The sequence below is a fragment of the Pseudonocardia charpentierae genome (assembly GCF_031845345.1).
Lineage (GTDB): Bacteria > Actinomycetota > Actinomycetes > Mycobacteriales > Pseudonocardiaceae > Pseudonocardia > Pseudonocardia charpentierae.
The window spans coordinates 1-1376 of sequence record NZ_JAVREJ010000085.1; the positions used below are offsets into that span (position 1 = coordinate 1).

1 pseudogene is annotated in these 1376 nt (G+C 67.8%); it reads left to right on the top strand.

Annotated elements, in window-relative coordinates:
* Positions 1-83: 83 nt before the first annotated feature.
* Positions 84-1321 (top strand): annotated as a pseudogene (locus RM445_RS31950) (IS256 family transposase).
* Positions 1322-1376: the final 55 nt, after the last annotated feature.

The following is a 1376-nucleotide window of genomic DNA, read 5'->3' on the forward strand; positions in this document are numbered from 1 at the left end:
CGGCGTGCCTGAGCACGTAGGAGAGGCCACCGCGTGAGGCTCTGCGTGAACCCGCCAAGGAACACGTAGAGAGGTGCCACGCGATGGCCCTGGACCAGTCTGCCCTGCTCGAAGTCCTCGACGCGCTCAAGGTCGCCGATGTCGGCGATCGTGTCCGCCAAGCCGCCGAGACCATCTACCAAGCATTGATCGAAGCCGAACTCACCGACACCATCGGCGCCGCCGTTCACGAGCGCACCGACACCCGCACCAACCAGCGCAACGGCCACCGCACCCGGATCCTGTCGACCACCGCCGGGGATCTGGAGCTGCGGATCCCCAAGCTCCGCTCCGGCTCGTTCTTCCCGAGCCTGTTGGAGCGGCGCCGCCGGGTCGATCAGGCGCTGTTCGCTGTGGTGATGGAGGCCTACCTGCACGGCGTGTCGACCCGCAAGGTCGACGACCTGGTCAAAGCGTTGGGCGCCGACACCGGCATCAGCAAGAGCGAAGTCGCGAAGTCTCGCGGATCTGCGCGGACCTCGACCAGGAAGTGGGCGCGTTCCGCGACCGCAGCCTGGCCGGCCAGCAGTTTCCCTACGTCTTCCTCGACGCCACCTACTGCAAGGCGCGGGTCAACCACCGCGTCGTCTCCCAGGCGGTCGTGATCGCTACCGGCGTGCGCGCCGACGGCTGGCGCGAAGTCCTCGGGTTCGCCGTCGGCGACAGCGAGGACGGCGCTTTCTGGACCGCGTTCCTGCGCTCGCTCAAGGCGCGGGGGCTCGGTGGGGTGCAGCTGGTCATCTCCGACGCCCACACCGGGTTGAAGCAGGCCATCTCCGCCGTGCTGATCGGTAGCTCGTGGCAAAGGTGTCGGGTGCATTTCCTGCGCAACGTCCTCGCCCAGGTGCCGAAGGGATCCGCGGAGATGGTGGCTGCGGCGATCCGCACGATCTTCGCCCAACCCCAGGCCGACATGGTCCGCGACCAGCTCGGCGTGATCGCCGGGATGCTCGGCCGGCAGTTCCCCAAGGTCGAGTCGATGCTGCGTGACGCCGCCGAGGACCTGCTCGCGTTCACCTCGTTCCCGGTGGCGCATTGGAAGAAGATCTGGTCCACGAATCCGCTGGAACGGCTGAACAAGGAGGTCAAACGCCGCACCGACGTCGTCGGGGTGTTCCCCAACCCCGAGGCGCTGCTGCGGCTGGCCGGCGCTGTCCTGGTCGAGGCACACGACGAATGGCAGGCCACCGACCGCCGCTACCTCGGCGAAGCCACCATGGCCCTGCTCACCACACCGACTCCTCAGGAAGGGGTGGCCACCCCGGAACTGATGACGGCATGATCTGAACCGCAGAGCCTCACCCGGACCGAGCTACACCACTCGGCGGGACGTGACC